The sequence below is a fragment of the Prevotella sp. FD3004 genome (assembly GCF_000746155.1).
GTDB lineage: Bacteria > Bacteroidota > Bacteroidia > Bacteroidales > Bacteroidaceae > Prevotella.
In genome coordinates, this window is sequence record NZ_KN050820.1 from 139298 (window position 1) to 163686 (window position 24389).

Annotated in this window: 15 protein-coding genes; 9 read left to right on the top strand and 6 right to left on the bottom strand. The window is 44.6% G+C overall.

Annotation, left to right across the window (positions count from 1 at the left end):
* Positions 1-2958 (bottom strand): SusC/RagA family TonB-linked outer membrane protein (locus T325_RS11170; RefSeq protein WP_051949857.1); only part of this gene is annotated, 2958 nt, incomplete at its 3' end.
* A 621-nt stretch (positions 2959-3579) separates the two neighbouring features.
* Between T325_RS11170 and T325_RS11175 the strand changes: the two genes are divergently transcribed.
* The 7 genes from T325_RS11175 (at position 3580) to T325_RS11205 (ending at position 15717) form a co-directional block, all read left to right on the top strand.
* The gene (locus T325_RS11175; RefSeq protein WP_231622232.1) at positions 3580-6765 is read left to right on the top strand and encodes a SusC/RagA family TonB-linked outer membrane protein; all 3186 of its coding nucleotides are present in this window, start codon (positions 3580-3582) and stop codon (positions 6763-6765) included.
* A 15-nt stretch (positions 6766-6780) separates the two neighbouring features.
* Positions 6781-8682: a RagB/SusD family nutrient uptake outer membrane protein gene (locus T325_RS11180; RefSeq protein ID WP_081911198.1), complete on the top strand. Its 1902-nt coding sequence runs from the start codon at positions 6781-6783 to the stop codon at positions 8680-8682.
* A 21-nt stretch (positions 8683-8703) separates the two neighbouring features.
* Positions 8704-9468, top strand: a complete 765-nt coding sequence (locus tag T325_RS11185; RefSeq protein ID WP_036914012.1) for a hypothetical protein — start codon at positions 8704-8706, stop codon at positions 9466-9468.
* Positions 9469-9539: 71 nt separating this feature from the next.
* The gene (locus T325_RS11190) at positions 9540-11276 is read left to right on the top strand and encodes a DUF6057 family protein (protein WP_036914015.1); all 1737 of its coding nucleotides are present in this window, start codon (positions 9540-9542) and stop codon (positions 11274-11276) included.
* A 42-nt stretch (positions 11277-11318) separates the two neighbouring features.
* Complete coding sequence (locus tag T325_RS11195; protein WP_051949858.1) at positions 11319-12809, top strand: TolB family protein; 1491 nt, start codon at positions 11319-11321, stop codon at positions 12807-12809.
* Positions 12810-12814: 5 nt separating this feature from the next.
* Positions 12815-14233, top strand: a complete 1419-nt coding sequence (locus T325_RS11200; protein ID WP_051949859.1) for a DUF6057 family protein — start codon at positions 12815-12817, stop codon at positions 14231-14233.
* Entirely contained in the window at positions 14230-15717 is a 1488-nt protein-coding gene (locus T325_RS11205) for a TolB family protein (RefSeq protein ID WP_051949860.1), read from the top strand. Before T325_RS11200 ends, T325_RS11205 begins: the two co-directional genes overlap by 4 nt.
* Before the next feature lie 136 nt (positions 15718-15853).
* On the opposite strand, the gene T325_RS11210 is transcribed toward T325_RS11205, so the two are convergent.
* From T325_RS11210 to T325_RS11225, 4 genes are all read right to left on the bottom strand, one after another.
* Entirely contained in the window at positions 15854-16309 is a 456-nt protein-coding gene (locus T325_RS11210) for an MgtC/SapB family protein (protein WP_081911199.1), read from the bottom strand.
* Positions 16310-16313: 4 nt separating this feature from the next.
* Positions 16314-17450, bottom strand: a complete 1137-nt coding sequence (locus T325_RS11215) for a hypothetical protein (protein WP_036914017.1) — start codon at positions 17448-17450, stop codon at positions 16314-16316.
* Positions 17447-19288 carry a sensor histidine kinase gene (locus T325_RS11220; RefSeq protein WP_197051343.1) on the bottom strand — a complete coding sequence of 614 codons (1842 nt, stop codon included), beginning with the start codon at positions 19286-19288 and terminating at the stop codon, positions 17447-17449. The genes T325_RS11215 and T325_RS11220 overlap by 4 nt, the downstream gene beginning before the upstream one ends.
* A gap of 78 nt (positions 19289-19366) precedes the next feature.
* Entirely contained in the window at positions 19367-21259 is a 1893-nt protein-coding gene (locus T325_RS11225; RefSeq protein ID WP_036914021.1) for an AAA domain-containing protein, read from the bottom strand.
* A gap of 77 nt (positions 21260-21336) precedes the next feature.
* On the opposite strand from T325_RS11225, the gene T325_RS11230 reads away from it, so the two are divergent.
* Together T325_RS11230 and T325_RS11235 are read left to right on the top strand one after the other, a co-directional pair.
* Positions 21337-22149 carry a bifunctional hydroxymethylpyrimidine kinase/phosphomethylpyrimidine kinase gene (locus T325_RS11230; protein ID WP_036914023.1) on the top strand — a complete coding sequence of 271 codons (813 nt, stop codon included), beginning with the start codon at positions 21337-21339 and terminating at the stop codon, positions 22147-22149.
* Between the two features lie 10 nt (positions 22150-22159).
* The gene (locus T325_RS11235) at positions 22160-23476 is read left to right on the top strand and encodes an RluA family pseudouridine synthase (RefSeq protein WP_036914025.1); all 1317 of its coding nucleotides are present in this window, start codon (positions 22160-22162) and stop codon (positions 23474-23476) included.
* Between the two features lie 2 nt (positions 23477-23478).
* Here the strand turns inward: T325_RS11235 and T325_RS11240 are convergent, their stop codons facing one another.
* On the bottom strand, positions 23479-24330 hold the full coding sequence (locus tag T325_RS11240; RefSeq protein WP_036914027.1) for an OmpA/MotB family protein: 852 nt from the start codon (positions 24328-24330) through the stop codon (positions 23479-23481).
* Positions 24331-24389: the final 59 nt, after the last annotated feature.

The window sequence follows — 24389 nt, forward strand, 5'->3', positions numbered from 1 at the left end:
GAAGTCGTCAAGCGATACATACAGTCGCAGGTTGCTGATGGCTGCCTTCTTGGTGATATTGGCAGGGATAGTATAGCCCAACTGCAACTGCTTGATGCGGAAGAAGTTTCCGCTGAACAGATTACCAGTTGAAGACCAGAACGGCTCATCGGGGCTGTAGATCTTCTCGGGATGAGGAATTGAACCACCAGGATTCTCTGGAGTTCTAGCCTCGTCAAGATAGTACTTCAGGCCGTTCTTATAACCTGTACGATGGAGAACTGGCAAAATCTTGTTACCACCCTGACCATAACCGTTGATCATCAGGTCGAAGCCCTTCCAAGCAGCTGTGATGTTGATACCATAGGTGAAAGAAGGTGTTGTGCGACCGATATCAGTCATATCGTCAGTACCGATTTCGCCGTCACCGTTCAAATCTTTGTACTTAGGATTGCCGTCTGCATCAAGACCCTCGTAAACGAAACCATTCAGGTACCAGATAGAGTGACCCTCCTCAAAGGCAGTACGGATCTTATAGTTTGTAGAGCTGGCGTCAGTCTTATACGTTGGTGTAGCGCCCTCGGCCAGCGAAAGCACCTTATTCTTAATAGTGGTGAGGTTACCGCTAATAGAGTAAGCGAAGTCGTTGATACGGTCTCTCCAACCAAGCTCAAGTTCGAGACCTCTGTTCAGTACGGTACCACCATTGGTAACAACTGATGTAAAGCCAAGCTCTGAAGGAACAGATACGCTGAAGAGCAGATCCTTGGTACGCTTGTCGTAGTAAGCAGCGGTAAATGAGAGTCGGTTGCCGAGGAAGCGGGCGTCAAGACCGAGGTCTACCTGCTTCAAAGTCTCCCATGTCAGGCTGGGGTTAGCCAGTTTGTCAGGATGTGAACCATATACAGAACCAATCTGATCTACATTGTACTGATACCAACTGCTACCCTTTGCGATAGCTGCAGTATAAGGATAATTTCTCAGCACTGAGATATTACCGTTAGTACCCCAAGAAGCACGGAGTTTCAAGAACGAAACAGCATCTGTTGAAACTATGTCTTTGAAGAACTTCTCATTGCTGATAGTCCAACCAGCCGATACAGATGGGAAGGTACCCCAACGATTAGCCTTTGACAACTTAGAAGAGTCGTATGCATCGCGACGGATGTTGAACTGGAAGAAGTAACGGCTGTCGTAGTTATAGGTCAGACGTCCGAAATAAGCAACAGAAGCACTCTTGCTGGGAGCGTTGCTGACAGTCTTAGGAGCATCGTCCTTCAGATAAGAGATATAACGGAAGTTGGGCTCGTATGACTGGAGGATGTCGGCACCAGAAGAACTGATTCTTGAGTCATCTGAATTGCTCTCACGGTATGACATACCAATCATGGCACCGATATTGTGCTTCTTGGCCAGCGTAATATTATAGTTGGCGAAGTTCTCCCACTGGTAGTACCAACCAGTGTAGGTATTTGTAGAAATAGAATAGGTGGTCTGGTTACCACGGTCACCAATCCAGAAAGGAGCGGTATAGCTGTGCTCAACATTATAGTTAATGCGATAACCAAGACGTGAGGTAATAGTCAGGCCCTTGATAGGCATCAAGTTGGCAAACAACGTACCATTGATGTTCCAACCGCCATTAGTACCATCGGTAGCATCACGCTTAGCCAGAGGACTACCCTCCATGTCAGAGTACTTGGTGTTGGCAAACCAACCCTTCTCGTCACGGAACAGACGGTAGTTCTGATCGGCAGTACCATTCTGAAGTGCGTCGTAAACGGTTCTTACAGAGAGTGACATCTCATCAGGTTTGGTCCAGTAAACCGGGGTCAGAGGATCCATCTGGATCATCTGCTCGAACGAAGAACCATAAGCACGCTGTGACACACTCTTGGTCTCCCACTTCTCAATAGAGTTGTTTGAACCAACCTGCAACCACTTGTAGATATTATAGTCGGCATTCACCTGACCCGTAATGCGCTTGTACACATCCTTATCGCCCTTTACAACACCATTCTGATGAACGTAGTTCAGAGAAGTGAAGAAGTGGCCCTTCGTGTTACCACCTGATACACTGACTGTATGCTGCTGGCTCCATGTGGGCTCGATGTAGGCACTGATCCAGTCCTGATCGATTACACCGCCATCATAATAAGGATGACTGTAGTCAAAGTCCTTGAGTCGCTTGTCAACATCTTCCTGACCATACTCATAAGCAATGTATTTCAGGAAATCCTTACGATTCATCAGAGGACGTCTGGTGAAGTTCTGCAGGGTAGCTCTACCCGTGTAGTTAACAGAAACCCTACCCTCGTCACCCTTCTTGGTGGTAACAAGGACAACACCATTACCGGCCTCAGCACCGTAGATTGCGGCAGAAGCGGCGTCCTTCAGAATTTCAATTGACTCAATCAGCTGAGGATCAAGATACTGGATGCTTTTAACCTGCAGACCATCAACGATATAAAGAGGAGAAATATTCTCTGAGTTAGATGAATAACCACGTACACGGATGTCGGCACCACTACCAGGAGAAGCGTTGGTTAACACATTAATACCAGAGACCTTACCCTGAAGGGCGGCAGCAGCATCAGCAGTTGACAGATTCTTGATGTCGTCGGCCTTTACAGAAGCAACCGATCCCGTCAAGTCACTCTTTCTCTGAACACCATAACCAATGACAACCACGTCGTTCAGCGTCGTATTGTCTTCTTTCAGTACGATGGTAAGGTTGCTCTTTCCGGCAACCTTGACGTTCTGGGTTACATAACCCACATAAGAAATTGTAATGGTAGCATTCGAAGCTGCCTCCACAGAGAACTTACCATCCAGGTCGGTAATTGCGCCCTTCTGGCTACCCTGTACTTTAACAGTCGCACCGATAATCGGTCCGCCCGCCTCATCATTCACCGTTCCCTTGATTACACTCTGAGCCAATGCTCCCAGGGGGAACAAACAGAGCAGGAACAGTGCCATTAACGGCTTTTGCACGAATTTAAAATTACACATAAATGAATTAATTTAGTTAGATAATGGTAATATTTAAAATATAAAAAAGTGTTTCAGATTGCCTCGTTATTGGCTTGGCTTTCAACTTTCCGCTGCAAAGATAAGAATTATAATTTAACTTTCATTTGTATTAAGTATCACGTATTTTGCAGATTGTAACAAGTGTTATTTTACACTTATTTTTTCCACCTAAGCGATGATATTACTTTGTTTTTCTGCCACCAACGACCTGAAATTCCGCCTTCAAGTACCCTTATATAGGCCACTAACCCACTAATCACACATTATTATATAATAAAAAAGAACCCCGAAGCAACATCGGCCGCCCCGCATTAAGCAATAATACTTTATTGTTTGTTTCTAATACTTTATGATATGTAACATTTTAACACATCGAAACAAAATAAAAAAGCAACGATACATATAACAAAGTATTTAAGTTAATTTTATAATATCTTTGCACCCGCTAGCGAACACCGCGACGGATTTGACGCTCAGACAAAATTAAATTATATCAATCTACATTATCATAACAATTATCTAACTAATTTAATTATGTGGAATTTTAAATCACTGCAAAAGCCGTTAATGGCACTGTTCCTGCTCTGTTTGTTCCCCCTGGGAGCACTGGCTCAGAGCCTCGTCAAGGGAACGGTGAATGATGAAGCAGGTGTACCGATTATCGGTGCGACTGTTAAAGTACAGGGTAGCCAGAAGGGCGCAATTACCGACCTGGATGGTAAGTTCTCTGTGGAGGCAGCTTCAGATGCCACCATTACAATTTCTTATGTGGGTTATGTAACCCAGAACGTCAAGGTTGCCGGAAAGAACGACCTTACCATCGTACTGAAAGAAGACAACACAACACTGAACGACATAGTCGTTGTTGGTTATGGTACGATGAAGAAAAAGCTGGTTACCGGTGCTACAGTTCAGGTTAAGGGTGAGGATATCGCCAAGCTGAACACTACCAATGCACTCGAAGCCATGCAGTCAAGTACTCCTGGTGTGCAGATTACCCAGAGTTCTTCACAGCCTGGTAAGGGCTATAAGGTTTATATCCGTGGTATCGGTACTACTGGTGACTCTCAGCCCCTTTATGTAATTGATGGTGTCGCTGGTGGTAACCTCGATGGTATTAACCCTAACGATATCGAGAGCATTGACGTTCTGAAGGATGCTGCATCTGCAGCTATTTACGGATCACGTGCTGCTAACGGTGTTATTTTGGTTACTACTAAGCAGGGTAAGGCTGGTAAGATTGAACTCAGCTATAACGGTGCAATGGGATGGTCAAACGTTTATAAGCGTCCACAGCTGCTCAATGCTCAGCAGTTCATGACCATCATGGACGAGTATAGCTTCAATACTTCTGGTCAGAAAGTTGATTTCTCTGCTTATGTTCCACAGGATATCCTGAATAAGGTGGCTAATGGTTGGGAAGGTACTGACTGGTGGGGCGCATTTGATAATAAGAATGCTGTTCAGCAGAACCATTCTGTAACCTTGACTGGTGGTTCAGATCGTTCTAAGTTCAATATGTCTTATACCTATACTGGTAACGAAGGTATCATGGGTGCAGACAGAGCTTCTTACTACAATCGTCACACTATTCGTATCAACAGCGACCACGTGCTCCTGAAAGCTAAGGACTTCGATGTTATCACTATCGGTGAGAATATCTCTCTAGGCTATAGCAAGGACCACAACCTCGCTGAGGATGGTATGTACTGGAGCTATATTCATGACCTGCTTCAGACCAGCCCACTCGTTCCACAGTATGCAGACAATGGTGAAATCTATAACCATGTTAATTATGGTGCTGGTTGGAATGACTATTGGTTCAAGAACCCATGGGAAGGCCTTGAGAAGGGTGGCTTCAACTCAATGGCTGAGAGCCGCAACCTCAATGCAAGTGCCACTGCATTCCTGACCATTCAGCCTATTAAGGGTCTGAGATTCCGTTCGCAGTTCAATTATAATTGGGGTGCTGGTGCATACCGCAACTATGGTGAGCCACGTTCTCCATCTTCTGGATCAGGTACAGTTGAATCATATTCTGTAAGCCAGAATGCTTGGTTGAGCAGTAATTTCTCTATTGAGAACACTTTGACTTACGATCTTCCTATAATTGCTGGTCATAAGATTAGCGCCATGGTTGGTCAGAGCTTCCAGAGCAGTGCTTGGGGCGTAAATATCGGTGGTTCGAACAAGGCTAAACTTGGTGAGCAGCTTGCAACTCTGAAGGGTTGGGATTCTGCATATCTTTCTAATATGAAGCTTACAAGTGCTACTGATGCTACTCTTACAGGTTCTCCAAATGATGAGGAGTATCTCGCTTCTTATTTCGGTCGTCTGACTTGGGACTGGAATGAGACTTATATGGCTACTGTAACCATGCGTTATGATGGTTCTAGTATCTTTAATGACGGTCAGCGTTGGGGCTTCTTCCCATCTGTATCTGCAGGTTGGGTAATTTCTAATGAAAAATTCATGGAGAGCACCAAGAGCTGGATGGACTTCTTGAAGATCCGTGCTTCTTGGGGTCAGAATGGTAACAACCGTATTCCGAAGTACCAGTATCTGGCTACTATCCGTCAGTCTGGTGGTTCTGGTGACAGTGGTTATAAGTTCGGTTCTGATATGGCAACTTCTATCGGTGGTACTCCAAAGACTGGTGCTTATGCAGATATCGTTCCTAATCCTGACCTGACTTGGGAAACTTCTGAGCAGCTTGACTTTGGTTTCGATGCTCGTTTCCTCAATAGTCGTCTGGGTGTAAACTTCGACTGGTATAAGAAGACCACTAAGGACTGGTTGATCAGAGGTCCTCAGATTGGTATCTATGGTGCTAGCCCTGCTTATATTAATGGTGGTGACGTTGAGAACACTGGTTTTGAGCTCGCTCTTACATGGAACGACAATATTGGTAAGGATTTCAGCTATAATGTTGGTGTAAACCTTTATACCAATAAGAATAAGGTTACTCGTATCGCTAACGAGAACCACTATGTAAATGGAGCAGGTGGTATCCTCTCACAGGGTACAGAATTCCTCTACCGTGCTGAGGAAGGTAAGCCAATCGGTTACTTCTATGGCATGTCGTACAGCGGTATCTGGCAGACTCAGGACCAGATTGATGCTGCCCGTCAGGCTGGTAAGGCTGTTCTTGACAACGCAATGCCTGGTGACTGCATCTGGGATGACTGGAATAATGATGGCGTAATCGATTACTCAGAAGGTGCAAATAGCGACCGTCACGAGATTGGTAATCCTAACCCAGATATTATGCTTGGTGTTAACCTCGGTTTGAGCTATAAAGGCTTTGATTTCGCTGTGAACGGTGCTGGTGCATTTGGACAGCAGATTATGCGTTCTTACCGTTCATATGGTGATTCTTGGTGGCACAACTATGACACCACAATTCTGGACCGTTGGCATGGTGAGGGCACTTCTAACACTCAGCCACGCATCTCAGGTACAGGTCACCAGAACACTATCTGGAACTCTACACGCTACATGGAGGATGCCGACTACTTCAAAATTAAGACTGTAACTCTCGGTTACGACTTTAAGAACATTTGGAAGGGCTGCCCATTCCAGCAGCTTCGTCTCTATGTACAGGCTCAGAACCTCTATACATTCACCAGTTATACAGGTCTCGATCCTGAGGTTGGTTCATCTGGTGGCTCTGATAGCTGGGCTTCTGGTATTGATCTTGGTCTTTACCCACCATCTCGTACATATTTGGTTGGTGCAAGTATTAAATTCTAATTCGACTATTAAGATATGAAAAAGTATATTTTATCATCGTTAGCTGTTTTGTCAGCGGGTGTGTTTACATCTTGTAACGATATGCTGGACACAGATCCACGTCCTACAGAGATGACACAGGCTACTTTCCCTGGTAAGCCTGGAGATGTTGAGGCTGAGATTGCTGGAATCTATAGTATCATGAATACTATGGGTGGTGGTGACTCAGATAACCAGAATATTTTCTTCTGGTGGGAGGTAATGTCAGATAACTGCTATGGAAGTGGTGGTCTGCAGGACAACAAGGTTAAATCTCTTCATCATCTCGTTCAGATGAGTAGTAACCAGTACGAGACTCCATTCCTCCTTCTTTATGGTGGTATCGCTCGTGCAAACAATACAATCGAGACTATTGATAATGTGCCTTGGACAGATAAGGAAAAAGCACAGCGTGATCAGCTTCTTGGTGAGGCTTACTTCATGCGTGGCCTCTATACTTTGTGGCTTACACAGTTGTATGGTGATGTGCCCCTGATTACTTCTACCACTATTACAGAAGAGATGCAGCAGCAGGTTAGTGCTGATGAAGTTATCTATCCACAAATTCTTTCAGACTTCACTTCTGGTAAGAACCTGATGAGTACAACAGCTGGATATGGTGATGGTCATGCAAATAAGTTTGCTGCAGAGGCATTCCTCGCACGTGCATATATGTTCTGGGCTGGCTTCTATAAGAAGGTTAGTGATCTCTCTACAGGAGATGCCACTATCAATCTTGTTGAGCAGGAAGGATGCCAGGGAGGTTCTCTTTCTAAAGCTGATGTTGTAAATGCTCTTAAGGATATTATTGCCACTGGTGGTTACAAACTCTGTGAGGACTATCGTTCACTCTGGCAGTATTCTAACAGTTTGCTGTGGGATGAGGCTCATGATGGTGAAGGTCATGCTTATGAGTTCATTAAAGACATGAAGCGTGAGAACTGCTTCGACCAGCCTGGCATGGGTAATGGCAACACAGAGGAAATCTTCCAGATTCAGTTCATGAATGCTTCTAAGTGGGGTATTAATGGTGCAATTGAAAATGGTGGTATGTATTCTACCAGCCGTATGTACTGTAACTATCTGTCAACATTCTGGGGACTGCGTGTAAACGGTAACAACGGTAACCGCGATTACACCTATCCGTTCACTCAGGGTTGGGGACAGGGAACTCCTTCATGTAATATTTGGGACGACTGGACAATTGCTGAGAACAATGGAGGTTACAGTGACATCCGTAAGCTCGGTTCTTTGATCGACTGTGAAAACGAGTGTGCAGATTATTCGTATGTAAAGGACGACTGTGAGGAGTCTGGTTATGGAGTTAAGAAGTTCAACTCTATTACTCTTGATGCTTTGACAGGCGATAGCCCATGGTGGGATGCTGTTACAGGTTATTCTAGCAGTTCACTTGACAATCCTATGCAGGGTGACCACTTCGAGGACTATTATCTGATGCGTTATGCTGACGTTCTGTTGATGGCTTCTGAGCTCACAGGTGATGTTCAGTACATGAATCAGGTACAGGCTCGTGCTGGTGTGCCTCTGACAACTACTTATTCTTTGAAGGCTCTTCAGGATGAACGTCGTTGGGAGTTTGTATTTGAAGGTCTGCGTTTCAACGATATGCGTCGTTGGTCAGGTATTGACTCTGGCGAAAGTTCATACGCTGCTAAAGCACTTCAGGCTCAGGCTGGCAAGCTGATTGTTTGTCTTGGTGATAAAGCTAACAAGCGTAAGATGGCACATATGACTTGCTCTTGGGCTAAGCGTTATGCCGATACTAACGGTTTCTTGGCTAAGCCTCAGTCTCAGATCAATCTTATGAATGGTAAGCTCGAACAGAACCCTGGTTGGGATGCTGCTAGTGCTGAAACCCAGTATGTTACACTATATTAATGTTATAATTAAGTATTCAATATGAAAAAGATATTTATGCTTTTTGTCGCAGTGTTTGCGTTTATTGCCTGCGATCCTGTTCAGGAGAATATTGGCAATGGCGGTCATATATCTGTAGACGAACTTAAGGCTTTGAGTTCTGTGACTGTTGATAAAGCAGCCAGTGGCCTGAATGGCAATGTAGTTACTTGTTCTACTTCAGCACCAGTCAATGCAAAATGGACTCTTGGTGGTAAGGATCTTATCGGTAACTATGCATGGAAAAAGATGAAACTCGGTGATCATACCGTAACTCTTACAGCTCTTTGTGCTGATGGAACTGTAGTTACTGCCGACTTCCCTATCAGCTGTCAGGAAATTACTAATCCACTTCAGAAGTACTGGATTTATGGTGAGGATCCTGTTGCTCAGCCACCATTCAGACCAGGTGCATGGGATGCTGCAGCTATGCGTTTCAGCGATAATGAGGGTAAGTTCAAAGATATTAATGGAAATGAAGGTTTCTTGCCTTACCTTTCTGATGATGTTTATTGGGGCTTCAAGACTCTGATCTTCGATATCTCAGACGCTACTCCTGATTGTGCTGGCCGTATTATGAATGGTTGGTGGAGTGCCCGCTACGATAATGATAAGGATGTTCAGTTCACCAATGGTTTGTGGGAGCTTCCACTTACCGAGGCTATTGCTAAGGATTGTGCCCGTGGTAATGGTGGTGCTGGTAAAGACCTCGACCTTATGATTACTTCTGGTAGCTGTCAGATCAATGCTATTTACTATGAGGAATAATATTTCCTAAGCAGTATAATACTAATGGGCTGACCCAATCAAATGGGTCAGCCTTTTATAACCAAAAAACAATGAAAAAAAGCAATGTGTCTGGTGTCATATTATATGTAAGTTTGCTGACTTTCATATCATATGCTGTATATGTAATATGCATAAACCAAGAGGTGCTCTACACGGCTCACGACCGATCAGAATACCTTTATGGGACTCCATTCTTCCACGCTATGATGCAAAAACCATTTGGTTTGATGCAGTATGTGGGCGCCTGGCTCACACAGCTTTTCTATTATCCGGCCTTGGGCTCTGGCATTTTGGCAGCGATTTGGCTACTTATCTATTTTGTGGGTTCTAAAGCATTCCGGTTACAGGGAAGTGCCTCGGCACTGATGCTCTTGCCTGTAGCCTGTCTGCTCACATCTATTGTCGATTTGGGCTATTGGATTTATGTATCCACCATCAGAGGATATTGGTTCTCGCAGTCGGTAGGTTATCTAGTCATGCTGTTACTTTTGTGGGTAGCACGTTCCACTCCACGCAAATGGCATTTTGCATGGTATTTGCTTGCTTTCTGCATCTATCCAGTGCTTGGATGGTTTGCACTGCTTTTCGTTTTATGTTTGGTTCTTGCTGAAAAAATAACATGGCGAGAAATTATTGGTATTGTAATACTTATCTTTACCGCCAGCATTTGGTATACTCAATACTATTCTAATCTAAAATTCGACGACGTGATTCTGGCAGGCCTGCCTCGCTTCATAACCGCAAGTGATAAGACAGACCATCTCACCATCCCATTCTGGGTACTAGGTGCAATATCTGTACTCATCCCGCTTTGCTATCGTTATCTTTCCAAGTTCTTCATTCCAATCTTGTGTGCTGTTGCAGGTATCCTCTTTACCTCTTCACTTATGTACCACGACCAAAACTACATCGACGAAATGCGCATGGTACGCTACGCAGATGCAGATAACTGGCACGAAGTGCTTAATGTTGCAACAGAAAACCACAAACCGACAACTACGATTGTAATGCTAAAGAATATCGCCCTAATGAACGAAGGAGATCTACTCAATCAGTCGTTTAAGATGGGGAACATCTGTTATCCTATCAAGAATCCCGATTCTATTCGCGTCACCCTTTTGGATATTGCATCACCTTTGGTATACTACAATTATGGAATGATAAACGAAGCTATTCGCTTGAATTTCGAACTTGCCATACAAGCAGGTTTCTCGCCCTTCTTCCTGAGAATGCTTTCCCGCTGTGCACTTGCAAAAGGAGATAAAGAGCTTGTTGAACGCTATACCGCTCAATTGCATCATCATCTGTTTTACGACAATTGGGAACCGGCTCCAGTCACGGCAAACGTAAACATGCTACAGAAGTCTTATCCCGATGAGCTCACCGGAGTTGAAAACAGCGATAGTTATGTCGTAAATAGCATCAGCCTCTGGTACGAGTCCAATTATAAAGTGACTTCGGAACAAGCGTTGTTCTATTCAATGATTCGTTGCGATTCACGTCGTTTCTGGCCATCGCTCCGCAATTATGCAAAATTGCACATGAACGAGAATTTTCCTTTGCATGCTCAAGAGGCATATATTATGTATATGGATAAGGCTCCTGAAAAAAAACGCATGATGCTCCCAGTAGAACAGACAGTTTTCGACCACTACAAACAGTTCTGGGAGGCTCTTGAAAATAGGGCAAAGGCAAGAAAGTCACCAGAGAAGATACGTGAGGAAATGTATGAAGAATGGGGAGATACTTACTGGTATTACAACATCTTCGGGCGCATGGTCTATTAATAGGCCTGCATATAATGAAAACGCAATAAATCCAAGAAGACAATGAAAAGATATAACCACTATTTTTTTCTGCTTATAGCTGTTGCCATGCTGTTCTTGTCCTCGTGTGCCAATCATCCAGATGTTCCTTCTTCAAGTAAGAAGACCAAGAGTCTGCCAGCTATATTTCCTGACTATTGCAACGTAACCGTGCCCTATAATATTGCGCCACTAAACTTCATGCTTCCCGCCAACCAGTACGAAGCGTGTGTGGCACGTATCAGTACACCCGATGGTCAGCAACAGACATACGGCAATGGTGTGAAGGTTCAAATACCTGAGGCTGAATGGCACTCTATGCTCAACGCTTCAAAGGGAAAGAGCATAAAGGTAGAGGTCTGGGGAAAGAAAAAGGGCGAATGGCTCTCGTTCTCCCCCTTTGAGATACGCGTAGCCAAGGAGCCTATCGACGAATATCTGTCGTATCGTCTCATTGAGCCATCGTATGTGGCATGGACCTTCATGGAGATTGCCCAGCGTAACCTCACTTCATTCGAGGAAACGCAAATCTTCAACAACGAGATTACCATGAATGACAGGGAGAAAGGCCAGTGCATCAACTGTCACAGTTATCAGAACTACAAAACCGACAACATGCTCTTCCATGTGCGTCTCTCTAATAGCGGCACCGTGATTGTGAACGACGGCAAGGTATCGAGAGTAAATCTGAAGCGTGACTATACCATCTCTTCAGGTGTCTATCCGTCTTGGCACCCTACCGCCAAGCTAATTGCCTTCTCGACCGACCTGACACGACAGGCATTCCATACGGTCCATCCCAACAAGATTGAAGTTTACGATCTTGAAAGCGACTTAATTCTCTACGATGTAGAGACCGACTCAGTGAGCGTTGTCTGCAACGACTCCACCCTTTTAGAGGTGTACCCCACTTGGTCACCTGATGGCAAATACCTCTACTATTGTAAGTCCGTTCCATTGCCAGAAGAGATGCGCGACAAGGATATTAGAACCACTTATCCGAAGATACAATATAACCTGTATCGTCGTTCTTTCGATGTGACAACACACAGCTTTGGCGACGAAGAGCTGGTATATGACGCAGCTTCACAGAATAAGAGTGCCACCCTACCACGTATTAGTCCTGACGGCCGCTATCTGCTATTTGCCCAAGGTCAGTATGGCTGTTTCCATATCAGACACAATGATGGCGACATCGTCTGTATTCAACTCGGCCAAGAGAATCCGTCACCTCTCAATCTTACAAACCTGAATAGCGAAGGCCGTCCAGACAGTTACCCAAGCTGGTCAAGCAACGGTCATTGGGTTATGTGTGCCAGTCGTCGTGAGGATGGTAACTTCTGCCGTGTCTATTTCTCCTATTTCAATAACGGAATAGTAGAAAAAGCCTTTATGCTTCCACAGGAAGACCCAGAACACAACACCTTCCTTCTGAAAAGCTATAACCGTCCAGAGTTTATGGTTGAGCCTGTCAGAATTAGCGTTAATGAGTTCAGTAAAGTGTTTGACAAATAGTCAAAATGAAGAATATCCGTACTATATGCACATTCCTTTTCGGTGTGATGGTTCTACTCTTTTTCGGGCTGGTCTATCCACACCATCTACATTATCAGGAACAATATCAGCTTTTCCTCTTCGATGGTACATACGTATGGGAGATTATGAAACAACCAGGTGGCATTGCCGACTTGCTGGGGCGCTTCAGCACACAGTTTTTTCTTTTCGCCTGGGTAGGAGCTCTTATCATTGCAATTCTGCTCTCAGCGGTGCAACTTTTGGCACTCCAACTAAATAGTTCATGGACTAACCAAACGGCAAAGTCTAACGAGGGATGGCTATACGGCCTAAGTTTTGCACCTTCGTGTCTGCTTTGGCTCTACTTGCTCGATGAGAATGCGCTGCTTAGCGGTGTCTGGGCTGTGCTCATCACACTGCTTGCTGCATGGGGAATAGCGAAATCGGCCAAAGGTCGGACGAGATACATTCTGCTTATTATAGCAATTCCAATACTCTATTGGATGGTGGGACCTGTCTGCATTCCTTTTCCAATCGATAGTCTATGGACTAGCGTTCACTACTATCGCTATCCTACAGTATTTCCTATATTGCTTTGGGCAGCATCCTTGGCTGTCTTCATCTTCACACTCACTATCCACATCTGTCACCGATGGATCAACGCATCGAGCAGCTATGTTGTGACGCTCTGCTCTTTTGCGTTGGCAGCTACATGTATGGGGTATCTCATCTGGAGAGACAGCAACTTCAAAGCAGAAAAGGTGATGCAATATGACTTCATGGCATGCCACCAGCAATGGAATCGCATCATTGAGACTATCAACAAGGAAAAGCCCAACAACCAGATTGGCGTAACGGTACAGAATCTTGCCTTGGCCATGCATGGTATGCTTCTAGACCACATGTTCGAATATAACCAGAATGGCATTGCCGGCCTTCTGCCCGACGTCAAGACCGATGCCACCAGTCCTCTACCTACAGCCGAGGCTTTCTATCAGTTAGGCATGATCAATGTCGCTCAGCGAACGGTATTCGAAGCTCAGGAAGCTATTCTGGACTTCCAAAAGAGCGGGCGATGTTATAAGCGACTCGCCCAAACCAACCTCATTAACGGCAGCTATGAAGTGGCTCGTAAATATCTCATGGCACTACAAAAAACCCTTTTTTACAGGAAATGGGCCAATGAAACACTAGCACTGTTGGAAAATGAGAAGGCAATTGCCAATCACCCAGAATACGGGCGTCTACGACAAATGGCCTATAAGGAAGACTTCTACTTTAGTGACCATGTGACTCCCGAGATGCTTGAAAGCCTCTACTTCAGTAACACAGACAATGGAATGGCCTATCAATATCTGATAGCCTATTATCTGCTGACGGGCGACCGAGAAGGCTTAAATCACTTCAATTCAAAAAAGCGATGAGAAAGATTCTTTATATACTACTCTCACTTCTGATATTCTCTGCCTGCACAATCGAGACTGTCAGCGATGCAAGACAGGAGACCGTCCAGCCTCAGATATATCCCGACTACCTCGGTGTCACCATACCAGTAAATATTGCCCCTCTCTGCTTTAACATGGCTAATGAGGACGTTTTGCGCATTGATGCTGTCATTACAGACAACCATGGGAACAACCTGCATAGCCAAGGTGAAGAATCGATTGAATTCGACCTTGACGACTGGCATACTCTGCTCGGCCAAAATCTTGGCGACTCAATTTACGTGACTGTTTCAGCTAAATTTGCCGATGGTTGGCACACCTATCGTCCTTTCTCTATTTACGTCAGCCCCGACAGTATCGATTACGGCTTATGCTACCGTTTGATTGCGCCAGGTTATGAAGTGTGGAGCAAGATGGGTATCTACGAACGCGATCTCTCCTCGTTCGATGAACGTGCTTTGATAGAGAATACACAATTCGAGGGTTGTGTCAACTGCCATAGCTTTAACCGTGGCAACCCTACCAACATGAGCTTACATATCCGTGGTCCACATGGTGCCACACTGCTACGTAATGGCGATGGCTCTTTCACTGCCTACAACACTAAGACCAACCAAACACTCGGTTTCTGTGTCTATCCTTACTGGCATCCTTCTGGCCGCTATGTTGCATATTCAACCAATGCGACGAGCCAGCTATTCCACAGTGCTGACCACAACCGCATTGAGGTATTTGATACAGCCTCTGACCTCCAGGTCTATGATGTAGACAAAAATGAGCTACTACTTTCGCCTCTTCTCAAGCAAGACACGGTTTATGAAACCTTTCCGGTTTTTTCGCCCGATGGACGTTCGCTCTATTTCTGCGCAGCCCGCGCCCTTCCTGAAGGCGGTCATCAACTCGATTCAATTCGATACAATCTTTACCGAATTGATTTCGACCCCGAAACGGGAAGTTTCGGCAACCATATAGAGACTATTATCGATGCCGAAGCCCATCATCAATCGGTATCCTTCCCTCGCCCCTCCTACGACGGACGTTTCCTTTGCTACACGCTCTCCGACTATGGGCAGTTCAGCATCTGGCATCATGAGGCTGACCTTTATTTGTTGAACCTCTCAACAGGTGAAAGCTATCCCATGACTGGGGCTAATTCTGAAGATACAGAATCGTTTCATAACTGGAGTAGCAATTCACGCTGGCTCGTCTTTAGCTCCCGCCGTGATGACGGTCTGTATACACGACCTTATTTCTGTCATGTCGATGCCAATGGGGGGATTAGTAAGGCTTTTATGTTGCCACAGCGAAATCCGCATCGTTTTTACTACGAGCGTTTACTCTCCTTCAATGTACCCGATTTTATCATTGGGCCGACTCACTTCGATGGTCGTAAAGCCTGTCAAATTATCAACGATGAATATCGCAAGGACTTTGGCGTACGTAAAGAGCCCTCTTCTAACTAACATACCAACAAAACTGCAGACTTACAGGTTAGCTACTACAAGTAGTTAATTAGACACATTGTTTTGGTATTCAAAAGGTGCTGCGTCGGGATGACGCGGCACCTTTTTATAGTTTTTACAGAAAGAATTAACAGAATTAATCGTGTTTGCGTTTATTATCAAACTTGTGCAGTAAGAAATTGAAGGCTTCCAAACCAACAAGAACGAGAAAGGTTGAAGCCATAGAAAGGATATACATTCCTCCGCCACAAGCCAGACCTATGGCAGCTGTCACCCATAAACCTGCTGCCGTGGTCAACCCGCGAACCACATTTTCACTCTTGTGGAAAATAATGGTACCGGCACCTATAAAACCGATGCCAGATACGACCTGAGCAGCTACGCGAGCTACATCCCAACGATGTTCTGGTGTATGCATAGCACCCTCAAAGCCATATGCAGAGACAATCATAAATAGAGCCGATCCAAGTGCTACCAGAAAATGGGTGCGAAAACCCGCCTCTTTTGCACGATATTCACGTTCCAAACCTATCGCACCCCCCAATAGGGCTGCCACGAAAATTCTCAATATAAAATCCAGCTCCATTTCCATATCATTATTCTTTAATTACTTTGCGATAGCAACGATGACGACGATGGTTCTCTGATTCAAGATACTGCCACTGAGAAAGTACACCCTCATTAGTCTCCATCTGTGGCCCCGTTTCCGCCCACTCAAAACCATAACGTTGGAACCAACGGATCAGATCGTCAAAGATAAGTGCATTAGCACCCTTAGCACGGTACTCAGGTAAGACACCTATAAGTAACAAATCGACAACATTTGTCTTATGCCACTTCAATATTTTCAGCAGGTGCCACCAGCCAAAAGGCAGGAAATGTCCGTCACGCGTTTTCTGCAAGGCTTTTGAAAACGAAGAAAACGTAACACCAAAGCCTACCATTTTATTACCATCCATGATAGCCGTAATGAGATTCAGATCAGCAATTTTAATGTAATCGTTTACTAGTTTATCAACTTGTGAATCTGACAATTGTGAAAAGCCATAAAGATCCTTATAGGTAGCATTCAGCAAGCGGAACACTTCATGTCCCCAGCCTTCACATACCAATTCTTTGCGAGTAAATTTATGCACTGTCAACCCGTATCGTCTTCGAACCATCTCAGTAATCTTGGAAAACTTCTCAGGTACGACCTCGGGGATTTTCACTTTGTATTCCAAATAGTCGTTGTCTTTTCCGAATCCTCCCATCTGCTCCATGTGTTTTGGATAGTAGGGATAATTGTAATTGATATACATGGTTGAAAGTTCATCAAAACCGTCAACAAGCATTCCCTCACGATCAGTATCAATAAAGCCCAGAGGGCCGACTATCTCAGTCATACCTTTCGTCTTACCCCAGTCTTCAACAACTTTTATAAGCGCTGTCGACACTTCCAGATCATCAACAAAGTCGAACCAGCCAAAACGAACCTGTTTACAATTCCACCGTTCATTGGCACGATGGTTAATAATGGCTGCCACGCGACCTACAACCCTTCCATCCTTATATGCGAGGAAATACTCAGCCTCGCAACACTCAAACGATGGATTTTTATCACGACGGAGCGTGGCCATTTCATCACTATATAAATAAGGCACGGCACAATTGTTACTCCGATACAGGTCATAATAAAACTGTATAAACTGCTTCAGCTCCTTTTTGGTGTTTACCTTTCTAATCTTAATCATTCTTTCGGTATTTCAAAGATAAAACGACTACCATTTTCATAAGTTTCATCCAGCCAGATTTTTCCATCAAGCAATCTTGCTATTGCATTGCAGATAGCAAGATCCATACCAGAAGTCTTAGCACTACCACTCGTAATAACCATTGGTTCAAAAATATGTTTTCGCCACTCGGGCTCAATGCCCCGACCAGTATCAGACACTTCAAACCGGATAAATCCATCCTTCTCCATACAGTTCAACAGCACCTCGCCCTCATCTGTATACTTGATGGCATTGTCAAGCAAGTGATTCATCACCTTTCTCACAACTTGCATATCGCTCTTTACCATGACATCGTCATTCACCGACGTCCGGAGGAGCACTTCCACCCCAGGTTTCCTATTATGCTCACGCATTGTTTCAACGGCATTCTGACAAAGTAAGTTCGGGCTAAACTCTTCTGTTTTATCAAGTCCCGATTTACTCTCATAATACGACAACTCAAACATGTCATCAATAATATCAATCAAGCGCTTTGCACCATCCTGGATATGTTCATTCATCATTTCACGCTCCTCTGGAGAAAGTTGCACATCGTCTGAAGCCAGAATATTCGAAAAACCAGCAATAGGATTAAGCGGCGTGCGCAACTGACGAGCTAGTTTATTAAAGAACTCACGTTTCAGATCAAGTTCTTTCTCTGCCTTTTGTCGTTCTTCATGCTCTAGCACACGCGCCTTACGTTCCTCTTGGTTAGCCTTACCAAGCAGAGCGTTCTCATAACGGAGCCTACGTGTCAGTTTCACCCTTCGCCATATAATCCAAACAAGCAGAGCCACAAACAGAGCAATGAAAAGATATATAATGACAGTAATGAGCTTTGAATTCTGCTCTTCAAGTTCCTTGTTCTTTAACTCCAAACGTTCATTATTTAACTGCATAATATATTCCGAAAGAAGCCCAGAACGCTCAGCCTTATAGATGGAGTCACGATCGTACTTGTACTCTATCATTTGTTCATAGGCCTTCTCATTTTCACCCATAGCATGAAAAATACGAGCCTTGGCATAATCTATCTGGTCACGTTCCGGAAGACTATCAGATAGTGCGAGCGCACGTTTATAGTTACCGTTTACATAATAATATAGAAGATTGACATGAACCTCAGAATCATCAGCTGGCGTACCCTTACGCGCCTTCAAGCGCTCCGTATAATACCGATTGAAGGTATTTACATCCGGATGGACTTTGTCACCCTCCAACTCACAAAGCAGCGTGAGCACACGCATCTTGTGTTGATTGCTCACATTAGGTTCCATCAGCACCTTCTCCGCATATATCATGCCCTGCCTCACATCGCGACGACCATTTACGGAAAGAAGTACCAACTCAATATAATCAGCAGCGGCACTCTGCCCTGGAGCATTTTGGTGTAGAAATTCTATGGCATCCATAAACCTCTTCTCCGCATTATCATAATCACGCATTTGCTGATATACCGTTCCTGTTACGTGGATAGCAGTATACTGGCCAAATATGCTATTATGCTCTTGAGCATAGGATTCCATCTTGCGTGCTATCTCAAGAGCGTGCGTACGACGCTGATGAGTCGACTCATAAATTGACAGATTACCCCAAGCACGATAGAACACAACATCGTCATCTGCCTTCTTCGTTGCTTCCATCAGGTCTGAAATTACCTTTCTGAAAGCCACGGAATCATCTTGATAAAAGAGACGGTACATCTCTGTCTGCAATTCTGCAACCTTACCTTTTATGTCCGACTGGGCATACGCAGGAAGAGATAACAGTAAGCCGCAAATAGCCATCATCAGAATATGTCTTATTTTTCCCGACATCTCCATTTTACAGTTTTAGCACTGCAAAGGTACAACTATTTCCGCAAAAAAGACAATGTTTTCCAAAAGTTTTTATACTCAAAGTGCTTCAATGTATTCGTAAAGCTTCTTATAAAAGGGGTGACGAGTCATCGTCGAGGCATCGCCAAGAATGATGAGTTTCATGCGGGCACGAGTCATGGCAACGTTCATACGACGAAGGTCACGTAAAAAACCAATCTGTCCCTCATCATTAGCACGTACCAGCGATATTAGTACTATATCACGTTCTTGACCTTGGAAGCCATCAACAGTATTCACACTAACCAACTGGCGATAAGGTCTCACCCATTCTTTCTTCTTCAGCAACCTCCGCAGGTATTGCACCTGAGCACGATAAGGAGAGATGATTCCAACATCCAACCGTTCTTCCAGAATACGCCCTTTACCTATCTTTCGGAGATAGTTCTCAAGTGCAAGTAGAGTGAGTTCTGCTTCAGCCTTATTGATACGGCCATAGTTCTCACCTACGAACTGTTCCTTAAACGACACGCCACTTTCCTCAGGTATCCCAAATTGAGATGTATCAATCCATGTAATCGGAATATCAAGATCAAGTATACTGCGATACTTCACCTCTGGCGCGCTCTCTACCTGATTACCATAGAACCAATCGCTAGAAAAGCGCATAATCTCTTCATTCATTCGGTACTGTATCTTTAGTAGTGATAACACCTCAGGCTTATTCTCTGCGATTCGCTCCATGAGAGTTTTACCAAGACCTGCCTTCAAGGCTGCCAGACTTTTGACCGTTGGAGGCAACTGACAGTGGTCACCTGCAAAAACCACCCTTGACACCTTGCAGATAGGAATCCAGCAAGCTGCCTCCAAGGCCTGTGCAGCCTCGTCGATAAATAACGTGCCGAATTTCTGACCTTCCAACAGACGGTTTGCAGAACCGACAAGCGTACAGGCTATGACGCGCGCTTCTCCGAAAAGTTGTGCATTGATGCGTATTTCCAGTTCTGTGGCACGTTCTTTCAGACGTTCCATCTTCTGATAATACTTTTCGTCTCCGCGTTTCCGATGAGCCCTCATCTCACGAATGGCTTTGCGAATCGCCCACAATAGTTCATAATCTGGATGTGCTTCAAAACGGCGTTCATAGGTAAATGAGAGCATCTTGTCGTTTACACGTGATGGATTCCCTATTCTCAACACATTGACCCCCCTGTCAACAAGTTTTTCCGAAATCCAATCCACAGCCATATTACTTTGTGCGCAAACCATCACTTGATTTTCCCGTCGCAATGTCTCATAGATAGCTTCAACAAGTGTCGTTGTTTTACCTGTGCCTGGAGGTCCATGCACTATCGCCACATCTTTGGCTCTTAACACCTTATTGACGGCATCCTCTTGAGTGCGATTCAAATATGGGAAATGAAGTGGCGCAAATGAGAATGTCTCTGTTTTTAGCTGCGAATAAAATAAATCACGCAAATAACCTAAACGTCCTTTTGCTTTAATCACACGATCCAAAGCATCGAACATCGTTTTATAGCTTGTCTCGTCAAAGAAAAGCTGGATTCCCACACGCTCTGCGCCTTGCACATCAATAAGTTTTCCATTATCTGGTACGACCACCACCATTCTATCGCCATCAACATAACTGACAGTTGCCGTAAAATTGAAATAATGAATCACCTCCTTATCATCCACATGAAAAAAGGCCACAGGTTTCCCAAACTCAAAATTATGTTCAATTTCCTCGTCTTCCAGACGATACACTTCCACGGACAACTGGTTCAAAGAATTATAGTAACTCTTACCCATTTTCAGCGGATACCAAGCATCACCTCGTTTCACTTTCCGCTGCAGTCCCATTTCTTCTGTCTGTTTGCGGAAAGCATCTTTCTCAGTCTGATACTCTAATTGTAGCAGCAGGCGTTGTTGCTGAAGAGCCTGTATAGGTGAATACTGTAGATTTCCCATAAATCGCCCACAAAGGTACAAAAAATCCGGGAAACTCATATCACCTTATAAAAAAAATGCGTACCTTTGCAGCCGAAATGAAACAGATATTGTTGATAAACGATGTAGTAGGCTACGGAAAGGTTGGCATGGGAGCCATGCTACCCATCTTGTCATATCTAGGCATTCCCACCTATAGTCTTCCTACAGCGCTCGTATCAAACACTCTCGACTATGGCAAGTTCAATATTCAGGACACTACAGAATACATCCGCGGCACTCTACCTGTATGGAAGAAGTTAGGCTTTAGTTTTGATGCCATCTGCACAGGTCTTATGTTCAGTGATGAGCAAGCCAAACTCGTGGCCAGCTACTGTAAAGAGCAAGGCGAATCGGGTACATGGGTCTTTGTTGACCCCATCCTTGGTGATGGCGGACGCCTTTATAATGGCGTCACCCAGAAACAGGTTGAACTTATGCGTGAGATGGTTTCTGTAGCCCATCTCACATTCCCAAATTATACTGAAGCCTGTTACCTCACCGATACCCCCATTCACATGGAGGGTGTTTCATGGGAGCAAGTAGCCGACCTGCTCGACAAATTGCGTGACATTGGCTGTAAGTCGGCTCTCATCACAAGTTGCAAGATTGATGGACAGAATGCAGTAGCTGGCTATAATCATTTTGACGACCACTATTTCCACTTGAATTATCATGAAATTCCTGGCCTTTTCCACGGTACTGGTGATATTTTCTCAGCGGTTCTCATTGGCCATCTTCTCAATGGAGAATCACTGAAGACATCTACTCGCACCGCTATGGACACTGTCTTCCGTATGATTGATCGTTATCGCAATACTGACGACAAGAACCGTGGCATTCCTGTTGAAAAATGCCTCGACCTCCTATAATTCCGGTTAGATGCCATTTGTTCACACTTTAATCTCTGACATCCCCAAGCCCAAGCAGTTCACCTACCCGTTCTGCTATGAGCCTCATCCACTTTGCATCGAAGCGGTCGAGCTTATAAAACAGGAGATTGCCCATATTAACCCCCATGAAGGGAAGATGTTCGGCGTACTAGTAGTAGAGACAGAACATAAACTCGGTTTCCTTGCAGCCTATTCGGGTTTACTAGAAGGACGTAACGACTGGCCTTACTTTGTTCCACCAGTTTTTGATGCTCAAAAACCTGATGGTTATTTTAAAGCTCGTGAGCGCGAAATCATGCAATCAGAACAGCACAAACAAATGTCGCAGGATCTCCAACTATGGCTCTTCCATCAATATCAGTTTCTTAATGCCAACGGCGAGCAACGCGATCTTGTTGATATATGGCAAGACTACCATAGTTCTCCGCGTATCCGCAAGAAATTCCCACTACCACCAGGAGGCACTGGCGATTGTTGTGCTCCTAAACTTCTTCAGTATGCATACAGCAAGCATCTTAAGCCAATCTGCATGGCCGAATTTTGGTGGGGACCTTCTCCGAAAAGCGAGGTTCGCCATCATGGTCTCTTCTACCCAGCCTGTCGAGGCAAATGCAAGCCCATTCTCACTTGGATGCTTCAAGGGTTAGACGTAGAGCCCAATCCTGAGGAAATGATTCATCCCCACTTAAACTTCGAGGTAATATATGAAGACGATGCACTGGCTGTTATCAACAAGCCTTCAGGGCTCCTCAGTGTCCCAGGGAAGGCCTACGATTATTCTGTAGCTACAATCGCCCAAGAACGATGGCCTGGCTCCATGGTTGTTCATCGTCTTGATATGGGTACGTCAGGCCTCATGATTATTGCAAAATCTAAAGCGACATACGTTCCTCTACAGGAGCAGTTTGTCAAACATATGGTTGAGAAACGATATATCGCCTTACTTGAAGGTCTTGTCACCCCTCCTCTGGGAAGAATCGAACTGCCGCTACTTAGTGATCCATTAAACCGCCCTCGTCAGATAGTCGACTATCGGCACGGCAAGTCGGCCGTTACCGAGTATGAAGTTCTATCCACTTCCAACGAACCGCTTACCACACTCATTGCTCTTTACCCTCATACAGGCCGCACTCATCAACTCCGTGTTCATTGTGCACATCCCGACGGACTTGATTGCCCCATCGTTGGTGACGAACTTTATGGCAGAAAAGCAGAACGCTTATGCTTACACTGTGACCAAATAAGATTCGCCCACCCGATATCAGGTGAGCGAATGTATTTCGAATTACCGAATCCTTTTGTATAAGATTACTTTTCTTCTGGAGCTTGCCCAATCAAATCCATAAACTCATCAAGTTTTGGTGTGATGATGATTTGTGTACGACGGTTACGCTGCTTACCCAGTTCCGTATCATTGCTGGCAATAGGGTTGTATTCACCACGCCCGCCTGCTGTCAGTCGTTTCGGATCTACACCATAGTCGTTCTGCAAAGCCTGTACCACCGACGAAGCACGAAGCGTGGAAAGATCCCAATTGTTACGAATATTTGTTTTCTTGATAGGAACATTGTCTGTATTACCTTCAACGAGCACATCATAATCCTTATAATCTTTGATAATCTTAGCAATCTTAGACAATGTTTGAGCAGCACGGCTGTTAATCTCATAAGAGCCACTTTTATACAACATATTATCAGCCAATGATATATATACCACGCCCTTCAACACCTGTACATCAACCTCCTTCAATTCCTCATTCGAGAGCGAACGGGTCAAATTGTTCGTAAGTACCATGTTCAGTGAATCGCTCTTCGACTTCACTTCTACCAAGTGACGGATATACTGGTTCGACTCATTGATCTGATCTACCAACTTCTCAATAGAGATATTGTTCTGTGAAGCGTTTGTCAGGCTCTTGTCAAGCGACTGCTGTAGAGCCGTATACTTAGCCTCTGCATTCTGAAGGGCTTGCTGCATGCCACGTTGCTGCTCTTCCAAAGCCGTGATACGCGCATTCTTTGCAGCCAAATCTTCCCTTGCATCTTGCAACTTCTCGGTGAGTGACTTGTTCTCCGTCTGGCAGTTCACCAGATCCTTCTTGCTGGCACAGCTAGTCATCAGCCCCATAGCCAGAGCTATAAAAAAAACATTCTTCTTCATACTTATAACCATTAAAAAAAACTTATTCGGTGCAAAATTAGTGAACTAGCTGAAAAAAC